Genomic DNA, 21,903 nt, shown 5'->3' on the forward strand with positions numbered 1-21,903 from the left:
CGGGGAGGCTCTTGGTATGGACCGCAGCAATGGAATGCTCTATGCGCCGGTGGGCAAGGCCCAGCCGGTGTGCAAGCCCGGAGAATTTATTTTTGCAGCCATGTCGCTGGAGCATGGCCATATATACGGCATGTGCAACGGCTTGATTGAGGCCGGGGCGACGCTGAAGTGGGTGTATGACCCAGACCCCGCCAAGGTTGCTGCTTTTTGCAAGGCATACCCGGAGGCAGCCGTGGCTTCCTCCGAGGCCCAGGTGCTGGAAGATGCCGAAGTTCATCTGGTGGCGGCTGCCGCCATTCCTTCGGAGAGATGCGAGCTTGGCCTGAAGGTCATGTCGCACGGCAAGGATTATTTCACGGATAAAACGCCGTTCACCACGCTGGAGCAGGTGAACGCTGCACGCGCGAAAGCCGCGGAGACGGGCAAGAAATACATGGTCTATTACAGTGAACGGCTGCATGTGGAGAGTGCCGTCCATGCCGGGAAGCTGATTCAGGACGGGGCGATCGGGCGAGTGGTGCAAGTGATGGGAACCGGACCGCACCGTTTGAATGCGTCCTCCCGCCCGGACTGGTTTTTCCGTCATCAACAGTACGGGGGCATCCTGTGTGACATCGGCTCCCACCAGATCGAACAATTTTTGTTTTATGCGGGATGCCGCGATGCCAAGGTGCTCAGCAGCAAGGTGGGCAATTATGCGAATCCGGAATACCCCGAGCTGGAGGATTTCGGAGATGCAACGCTGGTGGGAGACAATGGAGCCACCAATTATTTCCGCGTCGATTGGCTGACGCCCGGAGGACTTGGCACTTGGGGCGACGGCAGAACCTTTATTCTGGGAACGGAAGGATACATCGAGCTTCGCAAATACATCGATATCGCAAGGCATCCGCAGGGGGATCATCTGTACTTGGTTAACGGTGAAGGAGAGTTTCATATGGAACTCCAGGGGAAAGTGGGCTATCCGTTTTTCGGGGAGCTTATCCTGGACTGCCTGGAACGCACGGAACATGCCATGTCCCAGGAGCATGCCTTCAAGGCCGGAGAATTGTGCGTGATTGCCCAAAATGAAGCCGTGCGCATTCCCTAAAATCATTTATAATAGAGAAAACCCCGTTACGTTGAGGGTTGGGGGTTAGACGACTCCAAAATCGCTAAAGGGGCGATTCTCTAAATGACCTCATCTGTCGATATGATGCCAGGCTTTGACCGCATGCAGCTTCAAGCGCCGTTCGATCTGACCTATTACAATGAACAGCCGCTGTCGGGAGGGCAGTTTCACTCGCATGCTTTTTATGAAATTTATTATTTCCATGAGGGACGCTGCACGTATTTGATCGGCGATTCCGTGTTCACCCTGAAACCGGGGGATCTGCTCCTGATGAACGGGCTTACGCTGCACTGTCCGAACGTTGAACCCGATTCCAGATATGTCAGGAGCATTCTGCATTTTGATCCGGCCTGGATCTGCAGGGGGCTTTCGGAGACGGCCAAATCGATATTGCTGGACCCCTTCGAAACGCTGCGGAATCATCGCATGACGCTGACGGGGGAGAACCGGGAAGAATTCGAAGGGATGCTGGCCGATATACACCGCTTGTCGTCCTCCACGGCCGGCTTTCGCCAAGAGCGGATGACCCTTCGAATCCAGGAGATGATGTACGTCATCGCCGACTGGTGCCAGGCCGCCGTGCAGGATCACGACTCGATCTCGGAGAAGGAGCGGCATGTCCAGCATGTCGTGTCGTTTGTCGAGGAAAATTATATGCTGGATCTGACGCTGGAGGGAATCGCCCGCGACATGCATATCACGAAACACTATTTATCCTCCTTATTCAAGGAAGTAACCGGAACGACGGTGTTCAAATATGTGTATCACCGGCGGATCAACCAGGCAAAAATCATGCTCAGGCTCCACCCCCATCTGAGCATAACGGAGATCAGCCAGGCGTCCGGTTTCAAGCATTTGGCCCATTTCAGCCGGATGTTCAAGGCCATGGTCGGGACCACGCCGGAACATTACCGCAAAAGCGGAGAAGAGCTTTCGTTGACTTGATCGCGCTTTTTGGGTATAATAGCCACATTAAAACGGTAATATGAACGCGATGATGAGGATCAATCGTTCCAATTTCGATCATGCAGAGAGCCGGTGTCTGGTGAAAACCGGTTGACGATAGGGATGAACTCGCCTCGGAGCAATGGTGTTAACCCGGCCGTCGGAGGGCTGTATTCCGGCAGAATCGGCCGATGAAGCATCGTCGTCTTATCCGCGATAAGGATGCAAAGGGAGCGAAAGGCAAAGCATGCCTTTGGCTAACTAGGGTGGTACCACGGGAATCAAACCTCTCGTCCCTAGCGATCAACGCTATGGATGATGAGGTTTTTTTGTTTTTTTGGGCAATGGCGCAGGCCTTGCCTCTCGACTGTGAAGGAGGAGCAATGAAGTATGACGGACAATCAACCAACCGGCCACGGCTACCAGCCGCAGGCCATCGAACCGAAGTGGCAGCAATACTGGGATGAGAACAAAACCTTTAAAACGGAAGAAACCTCGTCCAAACCGAAATTTTACGCGCTGGATATGTTTCCGTACCCATCGGGCGCAGGCCTGCACGTAGGTCACCCGGAGGGGTACACGGCAACGGACATCGTGTCCCGCTACAAGCGGATGCGCGGATACAACGTGCTTCACCCGATGGGATGGGACGCCTTCGGCCTGCCGGCAGAGCAGTATGCGATGGACACGGGCAAACATCCGCGGGAGTTCACCGTGCAGAATATCGATACGTTCCGCCGCCAGATCAAATCCCTCGGGTTCTCGTATGACTGGGACCGCGAGATCAGCACCACCGATCCGGAATATTACAAATGGACGCAGTGGATCTTTATCCAGCTCTATAAACGCGGCTTGGCCTATGTGGCCGAGGTTCCGGTGAACTGGTGCGAAGCGCTCGGCACCGTGCTGGCGAACGAAGAGGTCATCGACGGCAAGAGCGAACGCGGAGGCCATCCGGTCGTACGCAAGCCGATGCGCCAATGGATCCTGCGCATTACCGAATATGCGGATCGCCTGCTGGAGGATCTGGACGAGCTGGACTGGAGCGAAAGCCTGAAGGATATGCAGCGCAACTGGATCGGCAAATCCACGGGCGCCGAGGTCCGTTTTGACATCGAAGGGTATGATGGTCATCTGGAGGTGTTCACCACTCGTCCGGATACGCTGTTCGGGGCAAGCTACTGCGTCCTGGCACCGGAGCATGACCTCGTGGACAAAATTGCGACAGCCGATCAGCGTGAAGCGGTGAAGGCTTATCAGGATCAGGCAGCACGTAAAAGCGACCTGGAGCGGACGGATCTGGCCAAGGATAAAACCGGCGTATTCACGGGCGCGTATGCCGTCAATCCGGTAAACGGCGCCAAGGTACCGATCTGGATCGCGGATTACGTGCTTGCCGGCTACGGCACCGGTGCCATTATGGCGGTTCCGGGACATGACAGCCGGGACTGGGAGTTTGCGAAGCAATTCGGTCTTCCGATCATTGAAGTCGTTCAAGGCGGAAACGTCGAGGAGGAAGCATATACCGGCACCGGCGCGCACGTGAATTCCGGCTTCCTGAACGGGCTGGATAATGAAGCGGCTATTCAGGCGATGAATGAATGGCTGGAGAAAGAGGGCAAGGGCAAGAAGAAGGTAACCTACCGTCTGCGCGACTGGCTGTTCAGCCGTCAACGCTATTGGGGCGAGCCGATTCCGATTCTGCATCTGGAAGACGGAACGATGAAGACCGTGCCGGAAGATCAGCTTCCATTGCTTCTGCCGGATGTGGACCAGATTAAACCGTCCGGAACCGGCGAATCGCCGCTGGCCAACGTTACGGAGTGGGTGGAGACGGTTGATCCCGAAACGGGCATGAAAGCCCGCCGCGAAACCAATACGATGCCGCAATGGGCCGGCAGCTGCTGGTACTACCTGCGTTACATCGATCCGGATAACCATGACGAACTGTGCTCCAAGGAGAAACAGAAGGAATGGCTGCCGGTTGACCTGTACATCGGCGGCGTGGAGCATGCTGTGCTGCACTTGCTGTATGCGCGCTTCTGGCACAAAGTATTGTATGACCTGGGCGTCGTCGATACGAAGGAGCCTTTCCAGAAGCTGGTCAATCAGGGCATGATCTTGGGGAACAACAATGAGAAAATGAGTAAATCCCGCGGCAATGTCATCAATCCGGACGATATCGTGAACGAGTATGGCGCTGACACGCTGCGCGTATACGAAATGTTCATGGGGCCGCTGGAAGCGACGAAGCCATGGAACACCAACGGCGTTGAAGGAACGCACCGCTTCCTTTCCCGCGTATGGCGTCTGTTCATCGGAGACGACGGTCAATTGAATCCTAAAATCGTGGACGGCGAGGGTACGGACGAATTCAAACGCACGCTGCACAAAACGATTAAGAAAGTGACCGACGACTTTGAGCATCTGCGCTTTAACACAGCGATCAGCCAGTTGATGATATTCATCAACGAGGGGTACAAGAGCGAAGTGCTTCCTCGCAAGGCGATGGAGAACTTCGTCCAACTGCTTTCCCCGCTTGCCCCTCACCTGGCTGAAGAGCTGTGGAGCCGTTTAGGCTACACGGAGAGCGTAACTTACGTGCCATGGCCTGAGTTTGACGAGGCTTGGACCGTAGAGGCAGAAGTCGAGATCGTGGTGCAAGTCAACGGCAAAATCGTGGAACGCGCCAAAATCGCGAAAGACATGGACCAAGAAGCCATGCAACAACATAGCCTCTCCCTTCCAAATGTCAAGCAGGCGCTGGAAGGCAAGAGTATTCGCAAAATCATTGCCGTACCGGGTAAACTGGTCAATATCGTGGCCGGTTAATCGTAAAACCGAAGGCAGCATCCAGTTTGGCCAAATCCTCCTCATACTTGTCGTGTGTGGTTTGGATCAATTGGTAGAACAACCCGTTCAGGTTCGATTCCAGCAGTGCCAGAGCCTGGGCCGTGATGCCTCCGGGAACCGCCACCCGCTTTTGCAGCTCTTCGGGGGAGAAGCCCTCCTCCGTTAGCAGCTTGCCGGTGCCAAGCAGCATTTCGCCGGCTAGTGCATTGAGGGACCTGCGGTCGATTCCGGTCATTTCAACGGCAGCGTCGATCCATTTTTCCATGAATAAACTTAAAAAAGCAGGCCCGCAGCTGGAGAAATCGGAAGTGATTCGCGTGTGCGATTCCAGTATCTTGAGCGGCCTGCTGATATAAGACAGGAGGCTTTCTATAAGCTGCCTGTCTTCTTCTTTTATTCGGGAACCATACATGCATAACGATGCTCCGCCTCCGGTGATGTTAGTGATGCTCGGTATGATTTTCGCTACCTTGCAGGGCAGCGATGATTCCAGATGGATCAGTTGGACCGGACTTGTGATGGATATGGCGATTTGCCGGGTTTCGAGCCGATCCTTGATTTCGCCGATGACCGCTTTGAATTCCAACGGCTTGATACATAAAAATAGCAGGTCGCTTTGAGAAGCCGTCTCCGTGTTACAGCTGCATACCGTCAGACCGGGATGACGTTTTGCCAGCTGCAGCGGCTTTTCAGGGCTTCGGTTGCTGACCCGAATCTGCTCAGGCAGGAGTGCGCCCGATTGAATGAAGGCATCGATCAACAGACTACCCATGCTGCCCGTACCGATAAAACCGACCTTCATGTGTATGTTCCCTCCTTTCGCGCTTTACGGCAGAAATGTACCGTCCTTACGTCTAATGTATGCGGGGAAGATGCCGATTCATGACGGTTTTTCATGCGATTCCGGTGGGGAAGCCGAAGATTATTCCAGAGTTTGTACGAATTGAACTTTGAAGTTAAGGAGAGGTCTTGGATGAAACGGATATCTTTAGGTTGGAGTCTTGCCGCAACGCTTGCGGGCTGCGGACTCATCTTGTTTGCCGGCGGTACGGAACAGGGAATCGAGGGCTGGCAGCCGTTAAACGAACAGCTGGAGCAAGTCATGACCATGGAGGAGAGCGCCGGTGCGAAGGCGCTTGCTTCCGATTCCCGGGATAAGGATGCGGGAGGGGCTGCAGTCCCTGCTGACGCTCGAACGGATTCTGCTGATGCTGCAAAGACCGCTCAGGGTGGACAAGGCGAGCCCGCTACGAACGCGAAGGAACCGGTGCCAAGTCTGGACCCGGCTGCTGCGGCCGGGAATGGCCAAGGAGCGGAAGCCTCACCATCTTCAGCTTCTGATCAGGCAGCCGTTTCGCCGGCTTCATCCCCGCCGGAGGCTGTCGGTCAACCGGTCTCTGCCAATGAACCTCCAGCGCTGCCGCCGTCCATTCCGCTTCCGTCCGGATTGATCAATGTGAATACGGCGGATGCAGCCACGCTGATGGAGCTGCCCGGCATTGGCGAGGCCAAGGCCAAGGCCATTATCGATTACCGGAATCAGTTCGGCCCGTTTCGAACTCAGGCCGACTTGATGAACGTAAAGGGCATCGGGCCCAAAATGCTGGAGAAGATGAAGCCTTACGTAGGACTTTAGCTATGTGCTACAATAAAGGAGATATTGACAAGGAACAGGTGACAGATGATGAGTGCAGATCAACGTAAAGATTGGGATACTTATTTCATGGATATTGCCTTTATGGTATCTACCCGTTCTCAATGCCCTCGGCGTCATGTGGGAGCGGTGCTGGTGCAGGGCAAGAAGCTGCTCGGGACGGCTTATAACGGCGCGCCGATGGGGGTGCCGGATTGCTCGGAAGCAGGTTGTATGATCGCGGAGGATTATGAATTGGTCGTGCAGGACGGCAAGGAAAGCATGGTGAAGAAGCAGCGCTGCATCCGCACGATTCATGCCGAGCAGAATCTGCTGCTGTTCACGGACCGGATCGACAGGGAGGGCAGTACGGTGTACGTGACAGACGAGCCTTGCTGGACCTGTGCGAACATGCTTGCCAACAGCGGCATTGTCGAGGTTGTGTTCCATCGTCCTTATCCCAAGGACTCCGGCAAGGTGTCCCGCATGATGGAGCAGAAGGGGATTTCGTTTCGGCAGCTTGAAGCATACGAGCCGCCGCGCGAAACCTTGATGACGGTAGCGGAATAAATCATGCATTGACGATTGCGATTGATAGGAATAGAAAGTTATGGAGGAAGAACCTTTGACTGCGATTTGCAGGCAAGGGTTCTTTTTTTATTTCGTCAAGAAGGGGATGCATTCAATGATGAAACGAAGGCCATTACTTGTGTTTACCGTGTTATGGGTGATCGGCAGCGGTGCTGCATGCCTGTATGACGGATGGAAGCTCGCCGTGATCGCGGTCGGGCTAATTCTTCTATTATTAGCTGTATGCCAGTGGGTGGGCGCAGGGCGCCTGTTTACGATCTGCATGCTATGCTCATTGTGCGTATCGGGCTCGTACTGGGAATGGCATGATGAGGCGAATGTAAGTGATTTCGAGTCGGTCCTTGCATCGGAAGAGTCGACTGAACCCATTCCTGTTACTGCGTTCGGGGTGATTTCTTCTCCTGTCGAGGTGGATGGCGACCGGGCTGATTTCCAGGTAACCCTGCAGCGGGCTGATCTGATCCAATCCAAGCACCCGGCGGTGCAAAAACAAGCCGATCCGAATGGCAGCATGATGCTGAATACAGACGATATCGTTATGGTCCAAGTAAAACTGCTGGATAAAACGGAGCTGGAGATTGTGAACCAATGGCAGCGCGGGGACCGCATACAGCTGAGCGGGGAAATGCAAAGGCCTGGAGTGGCCCGCAATTTTGGCGGGTTTGATTACCTTCAGTATTTGCGTACTCAGAAGATTCATTGGATCGTCAAAGTGAAGGGCTCGGACCAAGCGGTGATCGAACCGCCAGACAGCTGGAAATTAAGCCATGTTCTCAGATGGAATGATGCCCTTCGCGACAAGCTTGGAAGCAAGCTGGATCAATTGTACGGCGGCATCCATGCGGGGTATATGAAGGGACTCGTCATTGGCAATAAGGATGACTTGGATCCCGATACATTCATGGAGTTCTCGCGTTTGGGATTGACTCATATTCTTGCGATATCGGGCATGCATGTGGCCGTGGTTGTAGGATGCCTGCTATTCGTATGCACAACCCTTCGAATGACGAGGGAGGCCTCGCTGACTGCGGTGATGTGGCTGATTCCCGTATATGTCCTGCTGACCGGGGCGAGTCCTTCCATAGTGCGCGCAGGCATCATGGGAATGATCGGTTTGTATGCTGCGCGGCGGCGGCTTTTGAAGGATGGGCTGCATATCCTCAGCGTGGCCGCGCTTGCCATGCTGGTGTGGAATCCGTATTTTCTCGTGAACGTCAGCTTTCAGCTCTCCTTCATCGTGACGGCGGGCTTGATGATATTCGTGCCGAAGCTGATGCCGCTGCTGGCATTCTTGCCCCGCTGGCTGGGGGGAACCGTCGGCATAACGGTCGTGGCGCAGCTGATTTCCTTTCCGCTCACCATCCATTACTTCAACCAGGTCTCGCTTATTTCCGTTTTCGCCAATCTGATCCTCGTTCCGGTCATTAGCCTGGTCGTCCTGCCTTTAGGCATGGTGTCTCTGTTGATGGGGTGGGTATGGATGCGCGGGGCGGGCTGGCTGGCCGCCGTGACCGAATGGTTAAACCATATCACGTTCCGGATCGTTGGATGGATGAATGGTTCCTCGGTTTTTATGACATTGTGGCCGTCCCCGTCGTTAGCCTGGATACTGTGTTATTTCGTTGTCCTGTATGCATTGCTGTCCATCCTGAACAAAAGATTTAAGAATCCCGAGGGAGGGCAGAACGCTTCGAATGATACGGAGCCATTGGACGGACGCCCGTCATGGGGCGGCAGAGCAGATTTGTCCGGCGTGGGCACGCTGCCGATCGTGGGCCGTTTGGCCGGTGCATTGCGATGGAGAGGCTTCCTTCGTGCCAGTCATCATATCGAACGGTATGCCCCGGGAGCTGCGATAGCCCTGCTGTCCGGGGTTTTGATTGTTCTGCTGTACAGCGGCTATCAATCGCCGTCTACGCAAGGGGCGGGACTGGTGCAATTCCTGGATGTGGGACAGGGAGATTCGATATTGGTCACAACGCCTTCGGGCAAGCATGTTCTCATTGACGGTGGCGGGACGGTGAATTTTCGCAAGGAGAAGGACGCCTGGAAGGAAAGGAAAGCTCCGTACGAGGTAGGAGCGAAAGTGGTGGTGCCTTTGTTGAAAAAACGGGGCGTGCACCAGCTTGAAGCCGTCATCATGACCCACGGGGATCAGGACCACATAGGGGGACTCCTGGCTGTTTTGCAGGAAATCCCCGTGAAATCCGTCGTGTTTAATGGGACCTTGGCCGAATCCGCTTCCTTCCGGAAGCTGATGTTATCCGCGGTTGAACAGCGCATTCCCGTATATCGGGCAGGAGCGGATTCCGTATGGAAACTTGACGGTCACACGGAGATCCGATTTTTATCCCCTCTTTTCCCAGAAAGTGGAGAAGTCATCAAAGCATTACCGTTGATTAAGGAGCAAAATCATGCTTCACTAGTATTTGTCCTTCAGATGAACGGCAGCCGCGTCTTATTTACCGGGGATACGGATCAAGCAGCCGAACGGAAAATACTGCAGCACCTGGAGGGGCAATCCCAAGATGACGCAGCCTCACGGCTTGCTGCCGAAGACCGGATCGACGTCATGAAGGTGGCCCATCATGGAAGCAAGACATCCACATCCGCGCCATGGCTGAATGCATGGAAGCCGACGGCTGCGGTAATTTCTGCCGGCGTCAACAATATGTACGGTCACCCTCATCCGGACGTGGTCGGCCGCTTGGAACGTTTTCGGTCCATCATCTATCAAACCAACCTTCATGGCGAAATCCAGATGAGGATCAAGAACGGGCATATTGAGACGCGAACGAAGATTCCATGAAGACGCCCGCTGTTCCTGGGACCTGGTTTCGTAGTATGATCTTTATAGGAAAATGCAGCGGATGACTATAATCTTTATATTTGGTATAGTTAGATGAAGTTTCCTGAAAAAATTAATAGGTTACATACTGCAACATTTTTTAATTCTATCCGTCTGTATGTATGCAGGGAGAGGGGGATCCACTGTGGTGGAGCAGGGACTCATAAGAGCCGCTCAATCGGGCGATCGCGACGCTCTAATCACCCTATTGCGAGAAATTGAGCAACATGTTTACCGAACTGCTTATTACATTTTAAACAATGAACAGGATGCCATGGATGCAGCCCAGGAAGCACTGATACGCGTATATACGAAGATCAACTCCTATGAGGAGAAAGCCCAGTTCAAGACTTGGGTCCAGCGGATCGTTACCAACATATGCATCGATAAATTCCGCAGAACGAAGCCGACGGTTTCCATCGATGAGCATGACATGGTGTTTCGGGATCATCTCGACGTGGAAAGGGAAGTGATGTCGGGCTATCTGGCCCAGGATATCCAGGAGGCCATTAACCAACTGCCGGATCATCATCGCACGGTCATTGTCTTAAGGTATTTGCAGGACCTGTCCTACAACGAAATCGCTGATTGTCTGAACCTTCCGCTCAATACGGTGAAATCCTATTTGTTCAGGGCCAGGCAGCAGCTGCAGAATATGCTCCAAGAGCATCAGAAAGGTGGTGTATCAGGATGAATTGCCAAGAGGTGGTGGAACGCATGCACCGCTATTTGGACCGGGACCTTACTTCCGATGAGACGGCCCAAATGTATCAGCATATTGCCGTGTGTCCCGAGTGTGCGGAGACCTTTAACATATTAAAGTCATTAAACAGAGAGCTTGAAGATCTTCCGGCCGTTACCCCGCCTGTCAGTCTGGTAGACGCTATCATGCCTAAACTGGATGCCATCGACCGTGATCGCGAGAGCCTTGTCGCACCTCCGGCCGTGAAAAGCCAGGAGCCTGCCGAAATGATGCCGGACATTCGGCGTCCGCGGCGTGCGGGCAGCTGGTGGAGCACGGTTGGCGGAAGAACGGCGATCGGGGCTGCCGCCGCTGTACTTATTCTCGGCGTCGCTATTTTTAATTATGAACCGAAGATGTTATCCGATGCGGAGATTCCGTATGAAGAGGCGAGCACGACCAGCGCGGGAGCAAATGAGGATTCGGCCGAGACGGAGATTCAGGATATGGTTCAGCCGTTTGCCGCCGATGGCGGCGCGGAGACTGGCGGTACGGCGAACGAGGGGAGCGATCCTTCCGCAGGTTTGCGGAGTTCGCCGCCGGAATCGTCGGAATCCGATCCGAATCCGGGCCCGAACGATGAATCAAAGGAGAAGACAGAGCCATCGGATGGGGCTAAAGACACCAGGGAAGATGCAGCAGCCCCCGATGCTCCGGTTCAGAAGAACAATGACGGGGAGCCTCAAGCACCAGACCAACCTGCAACAAGCAGCAATGAGGTACCCAAAAAAAATGACGCAAGCCCTTCGAATCCTCCGGCCGACGAGCCTGGGCAGAACTCGGAGAGCATGAGCATCCAGACTTCGCCTAATGATCATGAAGCAATGGACGTCCAAACCGAGAAGGTGCCGCCGATCAGCGACCCTGCCGGCGATGCAGGCGCTGGAAGCACGGAATCTTCCGACCGTTCCACCGGATCGTACCAAGGGCTGGCGATGGTGCCGGAACAATGGCCGTCCCCGGATGGTCTGTACAGAGCCTCCCTGGAGGCCGAATATCTGGTGATCTATCGCCTGCCGTCGGGAGACCAGACTTCAGCTGAAGCGGTCGAAACGGTCGAGAGGATTCCGCTTAGCGGAAGCTGGGTATCCGGTCAATGGTCCGAGGACGGCTTAACGTTCAAGTACAAGGTACAGACGAACAAAGAGCTGGTTGAATCCGTCTACTCCATAGAGAAGGCTCAGCCGCCGGCGTCTGCGGGGCAGAAGCAGCCTAAACCATAGAATTATACAGATATAAATACATTCGGCGCACCAATGCCGGGAGATATGAATACAATATATTAGAGAGAGCATTATACCAACTACCGTCGTATGACCGGCGGCGAGGTGTTTCTAGAGCATGCTTGCCGGCGTTTATATAGATGTGTTGGGACGAAGGGACCTTGCCGCTGCCTACAGCCGAGGTCTCTTTGTTTTCGCGTGGGCGATTTCGTTTTTTATGTTTGACGTCTATCGCATTCGGGCACTGTTTTTTGGTATAGTGTACAGAGTAGAAAGGGGGGACGCCGATGGATGCCAAAGCGGCGGCCAAGGCGGTCAAGCAGGGAGACGTGTCTTCCGTCTATTTGCTGTACGGCAGCGAGAAATTCCAGATGAAGGAGTTCGCCGAATTTCTGGAAGCCCAGCTGATCCCGAAAGAAGACCGGGATTTTGCGCTGGTTCACATGGATTTAGGGGAAGTTCCGATACAAACCGTGGTAGAGGAAGCCGAGACGGTTCCTTTTATGGTTCAGAAAAAACTGATATTCGTCCGGGATACGGCTTTTTTTACGGCTGCAAAAGATAACGGGAAAGTGGATCATCGTCCAGAGGCTTTGCTGGATTATTTGACCGATCCCGCAGATTATAGCGTGATTGTCTTTATGGTGGGGCAGGAAAAGCTGGATGAGCGCAAGAAGGTAGTCAAGGCGGTCAAGAAGTCGGGGGTTGCCCTCTCCTTCATGCCTTTGGGTGGGGATGAACTTCTTCGCTGGGTGGACAAGCAGGTGAAGAAAGGCGGCTGCACGCTGCGCACAGGCGCGGCGGAAGCGCTTGTTCGGAATGCGGGAACCAGTCTTCAGGCTTTATCGGGTGAAATCGAGAAGCTGTGTTTGTATGCGGGAGCCGACGGAGCCATCGATGTTGCAACCGTGGATATGCTGGTGGCGCGCAGCACGGAACAGAATGTGTTTGCGCTCGTGGAGGATATCGCCAATCTCCGATTGGACAAGGCGCTCGGGATCTATTATGAGCTGCTGAAGCAGCGTGAGGAGCCCATCAAAATTGCGGCCCTGATTACCAGGCAGTTCCGAATCATTCTGCAGGTGAAGACGTTATCCACCCAGAGCTACTCGCAGCAGCAGATTGCTTCCCAAATCGGGGTGCATCCTTATGCGGTGAAGATTGCTGGCGAGCAGGCCCGCAAGTTTCAGACGGCACGTCTTGAAGGCATATTGAACCATCTCGCCAATCTGGATTACCAGATGAAGACCGGGGCCGTGGATAAGGTGCTCGGAATCGAGTTGTTCCTGCTGCGGCTTGGCGCGTAAGCGAACCGAAATAACTCAAGAGCGTACAGGGACGCGCGAGCGGCCGTACGCTCTTTTTCATCTAGAGATCAGAAAGTATGACCTGCAAAGGTAAATCAACTTGATCTGGCCAGAAAAACATCCGCTATAAGCGGTCAATCCTCGGAAGAGTGTGCATCGATGAACGTTTTTCTAATCACAAAAAGCCCTGAGCAGCGTGAACTGTTCAGGGCTTTTTCCATGTCGTATTCAACAAACGTTTCTTACGCTTGGGACGTAAGAGCGTTTAGTCTTTTCGCCAGACGGGATTTCTTGCGGGCAGCTGCATTCTTATGGATCAGGCCCTTCGTTACGGCTTTATCAAGCTTCTTGGAAGCAGCTTGGAAAGCTACTTTAGCAGCTTCGATTTCTGTACCGTTCAACGCTACGTCAGCAGTTTTAACAGCTGTGCGAAGCGCGGATTTTTGAGAAATGTTAAGCGCGTGGCGTTTGTCATTTGTCTTTACACGTTTAATCGCGGATTTGATGTTTGGCATTACATTCACCTCCTGTAAGGCATTTCAATAGAGCGAAATGATTCACAACTTAAAATATTTTAGCATGGGGGTGGACAAAAAGCAATACTCATTCGGACTTCTGCATAATCTCTCCCATACTCTCGCACACTACTAACAATATGAGGAGGAGTGTGAATTTAGATGGATCTGGATCTGCAAAAATACTCGGTCCGAACGGATCTGGCCGTGGAATCAAGAGAACTGGCTGGAGGCACAGGAAGCGCGCCCATTCCCGGGGTTATGGAGGACGTGGTGCAGGAGGACGGAATCAAGATTACAAGGCTGGATGTGGAGAACGATGCTGCCTCTCAGCAAATCGGAAGGGTGAAGGGGCATTACGTCACGTTGGAGGTTCCCGATCTTCGCAAGGGCGATACGGGGCTTCAGGATCAGGTATCCGTTGTCTTCGCCCGCGAGTTTGAAGCGTTCATGTCCCGGATCGGGATTGGACCCAAGGCAAGCGTGCTCATTGTCGGGCTCGGCAACTGGAACGTGACGCCGGATTCGCTGGGACCGCTCGTGGTGGAGAACGTGATGGTGACCCGCCAGTATTTCGAGCTCATGCCGGATCGGGTGGCCCCGGGCTATCGCCAGGTAAGCGCCGTTGCTCCGGGTGTACTCGGCCTGACGGGGATTGAGTCGAGCGAAACGGTTCAAGGCATCGTGGAACAAACGCGCCCCGAGTTGATCATCGCCATCGACGCACTGGCTTCGCGTTCGCTGGAGCGGGTGAACACGACCATCCAGATTGCGGATATCGGCATCCATCCCGGCTCCGGCGTCGGCAACAAGCGCAAGGGATTGACCCAAGAAATTCTCGGGGTGCCGTGCATTGCGATCGGCGTTCCGACCGTCTGCTACGCTTCCACCATCGTCAATAATGCGATTGAGCTGATGAAATCCCACTTCGGGGAAGGCGCGCCGGAGACGGGCAAGATTATGGGAATGCTGCACGATATCCCCGAAGGCGAGCGCCTCGCCCTGGTGAAGGAGGTTCTGGAGCCGCTGGGCCATGACCTTATCGTAACGCCTAAGGAGATTGACGAATTTATAGAAGATATCGCCAACATCGTGGCGACCGGCCTGAACGCGGCGCTCCATGAAGCCGTGGATCCCGGCAATGTAGGCGCGTATACCCACTGACCCATAGTAAAAGCTCCGAATCTATCGGAGCTTTTATATTTTTCCAGGATCTAGTTCTATCGAATCTCCCCGGTTCATAGATTTGAAGTATAAGAGATTACAGAGTCGCGGGAACGGCTGGATGAGGTCGGCATCTCCCGGCGAACCGAGGAGGACATCGCTATGAACAATCGCAAGTTCCGCATCTGGAATATTGCCAGAATGAAACGGAAGGTCATGGAAGGTCTGAGCATGGGGCGTACGTTAATTATACTGATGCTAGGCTCTCTTATATTTTTTATTTTGCTAGGGATCGGGGGAATGGCGGAACAGCGGATGAATTCCTCGCCCGTGTCGTCGATGAAAGGATTGGCCGCTTCGTTATCCAGCCATTTTTTCATCGATATGATCGGCATGGAGATGCCGCATATGACGGCTTCCAAAGAGACCTCGAGCTTCTCCGGCGAGAAAATGTCCACGTTCGTCTTTGAGCTCCTGACGAGCGTAAACCCGAAGGATCCGAAGAGCCTCCTTGCGGGAGAGCTTCCCGGCATGAAGGCTAATCAACCGGTTCAGCTGTCGCACGGCTCCGGTAACGAGGATGGCGAGGCACCGGCCGATTACCGTCCGGATCCGGCGGAAGAGCAGGCGGAGGGAGAGCCCGCCGAGACCGGGGAAGAGCCGACGCAGGGCGAACAAGGGAACAGCGGCAATGAAGGAAAGGGCGAGGATGCTCCGGATCAGGGCGGGAAGGACGAGCCCGGCAGCAAGAATGAACCCGGAAGCACCTCCAAGGACGGAAAGACAACGAACGGGAAGAAATCCGTGCTCATCTATCATTCCCACCCGCAGGAAGCGTATAACCCGCTGCTCTCGCATCCATCCGATAATCCGGGGGCGGTATCACCGACCAAGAACGTCATGCTGGTGGGCAGCTTCCTGAGCAAAAGGCTTGAAGCCAACGGAATCGGCACCCTGCACGACAAGAGCGATTATCAATCTACCGTGGAAGGATATAACTATAACTATTCTTATAAATACTCGCGCCAGATGGCCATGGAGGCCATGTCCCAGAACGACGGCATCAACTATCTGATCGATATCCACCGGGATTCGCAGCGCTACAACAAAACGACGGCCACCGTAAACGGCGTCAATTACGCCAAGGTGTACTTCATCATCGGACATGCGAACGAGAACTGGAGACAGAACGAGGCGTTTGCAAGCAAAATCAATGCCAAGCTGGAGAAGTCCTATCCCGGCGTTTCCCGGGGCGTGTGGGGCAAATCGGCGGACCAAGGGAACGGAGAGTACAACCAATCCTTGTCCCCGAACAGCATCCTGATCGAAATCGGCGGCATCGACAATACGAAGGAAGAATTGCAGCGAACGGCCGAAGCGCTGGCGGACATCATCGCCGAAGTGTACTGGCAGGAACAAGAAGCCGAGAAGGCCAGTGTGAAAAAAGAGAGTGATCCAGCGAAGAAGCAGTCGGCTTCAGCAGCCAAGGACGGCAGCAAAAAAGGCACGGAGGATAAAGCGTCCAAAGCAAGTTGAAGCTAAGGGGTCATTAACGGAGCAGGAATGAAGGGGTAAATCAAGGAGGGGCTTATGATGTCGAGATTGGGAAAACGGTTTGTGGCGCTAATCATATGGACAGGCATCGGCATATTGGTCGGCATGCAGCTTGGAGGGGCCAAAGGGCCGGTGCCGGCCGACGGTACCGGGGGAACGCAGACCGTGGTGCAAGGCCATGCTCAGGATCCGCAAGGCGGAACTGCCCAGGGGAATGGATGGGGAGGGACGCGCAAGCATCCTCCCGCCCCTGAATCCGTCGACCAGGAACCAGACGCCCGTAAGACGGCAGTGCCCGAATACGAGCCGTCGCCCAGCGACATCCTGCTCCCCGAACGCTCCCAACCGCCTGCCGATGTGCTTGCCGACAAAACGGCCGGACTGCTCCAGCAGCTCTCTGACCAAAGCATCCGCTGGGTCGTGTCGATGTTCGGATCGATTACGGAATAAATTTCGCCTTTATTCTCAGCATTGCTGTGCATCCCCTCAACTGGTATAATAAGTTGATTCAAACATCTGGTGGTTGTTGGGGGTTAGGCATGACAGACGTACAAGTAAGACAACAAAAAATTCGTAATTTCTGTATCATTGCACATATAGACCATGGGAAATCGACGCTTGCCGACCGTATTTTGGAATTTACGGGCGCATTAACTTCGCGTGAAATGCAGGAGCAGGTACTGGATCAGATGGATCTGGAGCGAGAGCGCGGAATTACCATCAAGCTGCAGGCGGTTCGCCTGAACTACAAAGCCGATGACGGCGAGGAGTATATATTGAACCTGATCGATACTCCGGGACACGTCGACTTCACGTATGAGGTATCCCGAAGCCTGGCCGCTTGCGAAGGCGCGCTGCTCGTTGTCGATGCCGCGCAGGGAATCGAAGCGCAGACATTGGCCAACGTATATCTGGCATTGGACAACAATCTTGAAATTTTGCCTGTCATTAACAAAATCGACCTGCCGAGCGCCGATCCCGAACGGGTGAAGCAGGAGGTCGAGGATGTGATCGGGCTCGATGCCAGCGATGCCGTTTTGGCTTCCGCGAAAGCGGGCATCGGAATCAAGGAAATCCTGGAGCAGGTGGTTCAGAAAGTGCCTGCGCCAACGGGGAGTTCCGAAGAACCGCTGAAAGCGCTGATTTTCGACTCCCATTATGATCCTTACAAGGGCGTCATCGTATATGTTCGCGTCATTGACGGCAGCATCAAGGCCGGCTCCAAGATCAAGATGATGGCCACCGGCAAAACCTTCGAGGTGATCGAGGTGGGTGCCTTTAAGCCGCGCATGTCCATCGTGGACGAGCTTAACGTCGGCGATGTCGGTTTCATCGTGGCGGGCATCAAGAGCGTTGGCGATACGCAGGTCGGGGATACGGTAACGGATGCCAAGCGTCCGACGGCCGAGCCGCTCCCGGGTTACCGCAAAATCAATCCGATGGTGTTCTGCGGATTGTATCCAATCGAAACATCGGACTACAACGATCTGCGCGAGGCGCTCGAGAAGCTGCAGCTGAACGATGCATCGCTCAGCTTTGAGCCGGAGACGTCCAGCGCGCTCGGATTCGGCTTCCGCTGCGGATTCCTAGGCCTCCTTCATATGGACGTCATCCAGGAGCGGATCGAACGCGAGTTTAACATACCGCTGATTACGACCGCGCCGAGCGTGATTTACCGCATTACGCTGACGAACGGAGAGCAGATTCAAATCGATAACCCTTCCCATTATCCTGAGGTCGGCAAGGTCGATTATGTCGAAGAGCCTTATGTTAAAGCAGCCATTATCGTGCCGAATGATTATGTCGGAGCGATCATGGAGCTTTGCCAAAACAAACGCGGCGAATTCGTCAACATGGAATACCTGGACACGACGCGCGTCACCATTACCTATGAAATTCCGCTGTCGGAAATCGTGTACGATTTCTTCGATCAGTTGAAATCGAGCACCAAAGGATATGCTTCATTCGATTATGAGCTGTCCGGATACCGCCGGTCCAATCTGGTCAAAATGGACATTCTGCTTAATGCCGAGCAGGTGGATGCCCTGTCCTTTATCGTGCACAAGGACCGCGCCTACCACCGCGGCCGGGCGATTTGCGAGAAGCTGCGCGAGCTGATTCCTCGCCAAATGTTCGAGGTGCCGATTCAGGCATCGGTCGGTACCAAGGTTGTGGCCCGCGAAACGGTTAAAGCGATGCGCAAGAACGTGCTTGCCAAATGTTACGGCGGCGACATCTCCCGTAAACGGAAACTTCTGGAGAAGCAGAAGGAAGGTAAGAAGCGGATGAAGCAGGTGGGCAGCGTCGAAGTGCCGCAGGAAGCCTTCATGGCCGTTCTGAAAATCGACGACAAGTAATAGGAAGCCAATGGCAGGGGAAGGCCTTTGAGTTAAAGAGCCGCTCCTTGCGTGTATAGCCTTCACGATGTAAATGATGGGAAAGCCGATTCTCGGCTTTCCTTTCTTTCATTCCAAGAGGCATAGCGTTATAGTAGAGAAGGAACTTTCAAGAAGTTACTTAAAGTAAGTCATGCCAGAGCGGTATATGAGGGGGCAAGAAAAGAATGACGGCAAACGATCAACGGACGGAAGCGGTGTACATCCATATTCCGTTCTGTACCAATAAATGTTTTTACTGCGACTTCAATTCCTACGTGTTAAAGGATCAGCCGGTAATGGATTATCTGCGAGCGCTGGATAAGGAAATGGAGCTGACCGTTCAGGCTAATCCGCCGGGACGAATCAAGAGCATCTTTGTAGGCGGCGGGACTCCTACTGTACTAAAGCCGAACGAAATGGAATACTTCTTGCAGAGCGTGAAGCGCCATTTTCCGGAATGGTCCGATAGCATCGAGTTTTCAATGGAGGCGAATCCCGGCACCACGGATCTGGAGAAACTGTCCGTCATGCGCCAAGGCGGGGTGAACCGGATCAGCTTCGGGGTGCAGGCCTTCCAGAACACATTGTTGACCGGCATCGGCAGAATTCACGATACGGATGACGTATACCGGAGTCTCGATAACGCCAGAAGAGCAGGCTTTGACAACATGTCCATCGATCTGATGTTCGGTCTCCCGAATCAAACCTTGGACATGCTTGCGGAAAGCGTGGATAAGGCGTTGGAGCTCGAACTCCCGCATTATTCAATCTACAGCCTGAAGGTCGAAGAGAATACGCTGTTCCATACGATGTACCAGCGAAACCAGCTTCCGCTTCCGGATGAGGAGGACGAGCTGAATATGTACCTTCTTTTAATGGAACGGATGAAGGCTGCCGGATATAAGCAGTACGAAATCAGCAATTTTGCGAAACCCGGCTTCGAGAGCCGGCATAATATGACGTATTGGCGCAACGAGGACTATTACGGCCTAGGCGCGGGGGCGCACGGATATGTCGGCCGTCAGCGCCATGTGAACATCAAAGGGGTCAATCCCTATAATGAAGCAGCCAATAAAGGCCTTCCAAGATTGGAGAGCTTTGAGATATCTAAGGAAGAAGCGATGGAGGATTTCCTGATGGTCGGGCTGCGCGTGCTGGACGGCGTCTCGCGCAGCCGGTTCCGGGAGCAGTTCGGGATCTCCATGGAGGATGTTTTTGCCGGTCCGCTGAATAAAATGGTAGGCGCGGGCCTACTCGATGCAACCGAGGAAGGGTATAAGCTGAGCAGCAAAGGCATTTTGTTTGGCAACGATGTGTTTGGCGAATTCATAGGAAGCCTGACGACAAATTAATCTATTGAACTTATATGCGCTCTGTTGTATATTTATTCATAACATGACGGAGCGTGTAAAGGGGAGACGGACAACATGTCGGCGGTATGCAGAAAAGCAAAGTTAGAGGATGTCGAGCCGCTGTATCAGATGATTCAGGGTTATGCCGAGAAGGGGATTATGCTCCCCCGGTCCAAAAAAGTGCTGGAGAAACAAATCGGAGAATTCGTTGTAGCTGAATCCGAAGGGCACGTCATTGGCTGCGGTTCATTGTGTCAGCTGGGAAGCGATTTGGTCGAGATCCGTTCGCTCGGCATCTCGGAAGGATATAAAGGGCAAGGCATCGGCTCCATGCTGGTGGACACTCTTCTGGAAGAAGCGAAACGCCGCGAGCTTCCGAAAGTGATGGCCTTGACGTATGAGGTATCCTTTTTCATCAAAAACGGCTTTGCCGTCGTGGAGAAGGAGATTTTTCCGGAGAAGGTATGGACCGACTGCATCCACTGCAAGAAGCAGCATGCTTGTGACGAAATAGCTGTTCTTAAAGTACTGAACTGACTTGACAATCCTCAGGTCGGTTTGGTATTTTTGTTATATCGGTTAGCACTCGATGGCGATGAGTGCTAACGAAAGCGAAAATGAGCAGTCAGCAAGGAGGGAAGCGACATGTTAACAGATCGTCAGCGCATGATTTTGAATGCCATTGTGGATGACTATATCCGTTCTGCCGAGCCGGTTGGTTCAAGAAGCATTTCCAAGCGAGGGGACGTCGGCTACAGCCCGGCAACCATTCGTAATGAGATGGCTGATCTGGAGGAGCTCGGGTTTCTGGAGCAGCCCCATACCTCAGCTGGACGAATACCGTCGCATAAAGGATATCGATATTATGTTGATCATCTCACGTCGTCGTTTTCCTTGAACCCTGCGGAACTGCATATGATGAAATCATTTTTTGCAGAAAAGCTGAACGTGATGGAGCAGATGATACAGCATACAGCCGGCATTCTGTCTCAAATGACTAATTACACTTCCATCCTGCTGGGACCGGAAGTTTTTCATACGTCTTTGCGCCATTTCCAGCTTCTTCCTCTCCATGAGGATCAAGCGGTGGCCATCATCGTTACCAGCACAGGGCAAGTCGAGAACAAGGTTGTTTCGATTCCGCAGGGCGTGTCCGTATCGGAACTGGAGCAAGTGGTAAATCTTCTGAACAAGAAGCTGGTCAATGTGCCTCTATATAAACTCAAGACTCGTTTGTATTCGGAAATTGCCGAGGAAATGCAGCGGCATATTTCACATTATGAGGATCTGATGAGTATGCTGGATATCGCTCTCAACAACGAACCGGATCACCGGGGGGTCTATCTGAGCGGCACGACCCACATGCTGAACCAGCCGGAGTTCAAGGATGTTGATAAGGTTAGGGAAATATTCGAGCTTCTGGAGCAGACTCCCGCACTGATGAAGCTCATGGCACCTGCTCCCGGGGAGCACGGTGTCCAAGTGAAGATCGGCACGGAGAATACGCATGAGGCCATATCGAATTGCAGTTTGATCACTGCGACGTATTCGATCGACGGCAAAGCGCTTGGTTCGATCGGCATTCTCGGTCCTACAAGAATGGAATATGCACGGGTGATCGGCATCTTGAATGTGTTATCCCATGACCTGACGAAGCTGCTGTCACACTGGTACAAATAAAGGAGTG

Annotated in this window: 18 protein-coding genes and 1 other annotated feature; of the genes, 16 read left to right on the forward strand and 2 right to left on the reverse strand. The window is 53.5% G+C overall.

The features are described from left to right. The first annotated feature begins 16 nt into the window (after positions 1 to 16). From MHI43_RS08645 to leuS, 3 genes are all read left to right on the forward strand, one after another. The gene (locus MHI43_RS08645; protein WP_015734165.1) at positions 17 to 1,090 is read left to right on the forward strand and encodes a Gfo/Idh/MocA family oxidoreductase; all 1,074 of its coding nucleotides are present in this window, start codon (positions 17 to 19) and stop codon (positions 1,088 to 1,090) included. Positions 1,091 to 1,174: 84 nt separating this feature from the next. Beyond that, positions 1,175 to 2,056 (forward strand): AraC family transcriptional regulator, encoded by an 882-nt coding sequence (locus MHI43_RS08650; protein ID WP_051425429.1) that lies wholly within the window; start codon positions 1,175 to 1,177, stop codon positions 2,054 to 2,056. Positions 2,057 to 2,096: 40 nt separating this feature from the next. Beyond that, positions 2,097 to 2,357 (forward strand) — a binding site (T-box leader). A gap of 89 nt (positions 2,358 to 2,446) precedes the next feature. Next, positions 2,447 to 4,888: a leucine--tRNA ligase gene (leuS, locus tag MHI43_RS08655; protein WP_015734167.1), complete on the forward strand. Its 2,442-nt coding sequence runs from the start codon at positions 2,447 to 2,449 to the stop codon at positions 4,886 to 4,888. Here leuS and comER read toward each other — a convergent pair. Beyond that, entirely contained in the window at positions 4,869 to 5,711 is an 843-nt protein-coding gene (gene comER / locus MHI43_RS08660; protein ID WP_015734168.1) for a late competence protein ComER, read from the reverse strand. The two genes, leuS and comER, sit on opposite strands and share 20 nt — an antisense overlap. A 171-nt stretch (positions 5,712 to 5,882) precedes the next feature. Here comER and MHI43_RS08665 point away from each other — a divergent pair, with 171 nt between their 5' ends. The 6 genes from MHI43_RS08665 to holA all read left to right on the forward strand — a co-directional run bounded on the left by MHI43_RS08665 (position 5,883) and on the right by holA (position 13,253). After that, positions 5,883 to 6,545: a helix-hairpin-helix domain-containing protein gene (locus tag MHI43_RS08665; RefSeq protein ID WP_036666099.1), complete on the forward strand. Its 663-nt coding sequence runs from the start codon at positions 5,883 to 5,885 to the stop codon at positions 6,543 to 6,545. 48 nt (positions 6,546 to 6,593) lie between these two features. Beyond that, positions 6,594 to 7,112 carry a dCMP deaminase family protein gene (locus MHI43_RS08670; RefSeq protein ID WP_009590851.1) on the forward strand — a complete coding sequence of 173 codons (519 nt, stop codon included), beginning with the start codon at positions 6,594 to 6,596 and terminating at the stop codon, positions 7,110 to 7,112. 115 nt (positions 7,113 to 7,227) lie between these two features. Further along, positions 7,228 to 9,942: a ComEC/Rec2 family competence protein gene (locus MHI43_RS08675; RefSeq protein WP_051425432.1), complete on the forward strand. Its 2,715-nt coding sequence runs from the start codon at positions 7,228 to 7,230 to the stop codon at positions 9,940 to 9,942. 184 nt (positions 9,943 to 10,126) lie between these two features. Further along, the gene (locus tag MHI43_RS08680) at positions 10,127 to 10,675 is read left to right on the forward strand and encodes a sigma-70 family RNA polymerase sigma factor (RefSeq protein ID WP_009590814.1); all 549 of its coding nucleotides are present in this window, start codon (positions 10,127 to 10,129) and stop codon (positions 10,673 to 10,675) included. Continuing rightward, positions 10,672 to 11,946 (forward strand): zf-HC2 domain-containing protein, encoded by a 1,275-nt coding sequence (locus MHI43_RS08685; RefSeq protein WP_036666097.1) that lies wholly within the window; start codon positions 10,672 to 10,674, stop codon positions 11,944 to 11,946. Before MHI43_RS08680 ends, MHI43_RS08685 begins: the two co-directional genes overlap by 4 nt. A gap of 287 nt (positions 11,947 to 12,233) precedes the next feature. Next, entirely contained in the window at positions 12,234 to 13,253 is a 1,020-nt protein-coding gene (gene holA, locus MHI43_RS08690) for a DNA polymerase III subunit delta (protein ID WP_036666095.1), read from the forward strand. Positions 13,254 to 13,495: 242 nt separating this feature from the next. Here holA and rpsT read toward each other — a convergent pair whose 3' ends face one another. Then, positions 13,496 to 13,768: a 30S ribosomal protein S20 gene (rpsT, locus tag MHI43_RS08695; RefSeq protein WP_009590780.1), complete on the reverse strand. Its 273-nt coding sequence runs from the start codon at positions 13,766 to 13,768 to the stop codon at positions 13,496 to 13,498. A gap of 162 nt (positions 13,769 to 13,930) precedes the next feature. On the opposite strand from rpsT, the gene gpr reads away from it, so the two are divergent. The 7 genes from gpr to hrcA all read left to right on the forward strand — a co-directional run bounded on the left by gpr (position 13,931) and on the right by hrcA (position 21,896). Continuing rightward, positions 13,931 to 14,932: a GPR endopeptidase gene (gene gpr / locus MHI43_RS08700; RefSeq protein ID WP_015734174.1), complete on the forward strand. Its 1,002-nt coding sequence runs from the start codon at positions 13,931 to 13,933 to the stop codon at positions 14,930 to 14,932. Between the two features lie 162 nt (positions 14,933 to 15,094). Beyond that, the gene (locus tag MHI43_RS08705) at positions 15,095 to 16,468 is read left to right on the forward strand and encodes a stage II sporulation protein P (RefSeq protein WP_036666090.1); all 1,374 of its coding nucleotides are present in this window, start codon (positions 15,095 to 15,097) and stop codon (positions 16,466 to 16,468) included. A 54-nt stretch (positions 16,469 to 16,522) separates the two neighbouring features. Further along, complete coding sequence (locus MHI43_RS08710; RefSeq protein ID WP_036666089.1) at positions 16,523 to 16,936, forward strand: hypothetical protein; 414 nt, start codon at positions 16,523 to 16,525, stop codon at positions 16,934 to 16,936. 89 nt (positions 16,937 to 17,025) lie between these two features. After that, positions 17,026 to 18,843 (forward strand): translation elongation factor 4, encoded by a 1,818-nt coding sequence (gene lepA, locus MHI43_RS08715; RefSeq protein WP_036666087.1) that lies wholly within the window; start codon positions 17,026 to 17,028, stop codon positions 18,841 to 18,843. A gap of 206 nt (positions 18,844 to 19,049) precedes the next feature. Next, positions 19,050 to 20,216: a radical SAM family heme chaperone HemW gene (hemW, locus tag MHI43_RS08720; RefSeq protein WP_015734178.1), complete on the forward strand. Its 1,167-nt coding sequence runs from the start codon at positions 19,050 to 19,052 to the stop codon at positions 20,214 to 20,216. Between the two features lie 75 nt (positions 20,217 to 20,291). Next, positions 20,292 to 20,753: an N-acetyltransferase gene (locus MHI43_RS08725; protein WP_036666086.1), complete on the forward strand. Its 462-nt coding sequence runs from the start codon at positions 20,292 to 20,294 to the stop codon at positions 20,751 to 20,753. Between the two features lie 108 nt (positions 20,754 to 20,861). After that, entirely contained in the window at positions 20,862 to 21,896 is a 1,035-nt protein-coding gene (gene hrcA / locus MHI43_RS08730) for a heat-inducible transcriptional repressor HrcA (RefSeq protein ID WP_015734180.1), read from the forward strand. The last annotated feature ends 7 nt before the right edge of the window (positions 21,897 to 21,903 follow it).

The sequence above is a fragment of the Paenibacillus sp. FSL H8-0457 genome (genome assembly GCF_038051935.1).
Lineage (GTDB): Bacteria > Bacillota > Bacilli > Paenibacillales > Paenibacillaceae > Paenibacillus_AQ > Paenibacillus_AQ lautus_A.